This window comes from Virgibacillus sp. GM2-2 (assembly GCF_055329585.1).
The window spans coordinates 1-206 of sequence record NZ_JBUZWC010000223.1 but is presented as its reverse complement, the minus strand read 5'-3'; the positions used below and the strand labels follow the sequence as shown (position 1 = coordinate 206).

1 tRNA gene is annotated in these 206 nt (G+C 53.9%); it reads left to right on the top strand.

From position 1 onward, the window contains the following. The first annotated feature begins 72 nt into the window (after nt 1-72). Nucleotides 73-146 (top strand) — tRNA-Trp (locus ACY9Z2_RS19635). Nucleotides 147-206: the final 60 nt, after the last annotated feature.

Here is a 206-nt window from a genome sequence, read left to right as displayed (position 1 = left end):
GACTGTAAATCCGCTCCCTCAGGGTTCGGCAGTTCGAATCTGCCCCCCTCCACCATTTAAAATAGTTAGCGTAGGGGTATAGTTCAACGGTAGAACTGCGGTCTCCAAAACCGTCAATGTGGGTTCGAGTCCTGCTACCCCTGCCATTTTGTTTATGGCGGTCGTGGCGAAGTGGTGAACGCACCGGATTGTGGCTCCGGCATTCG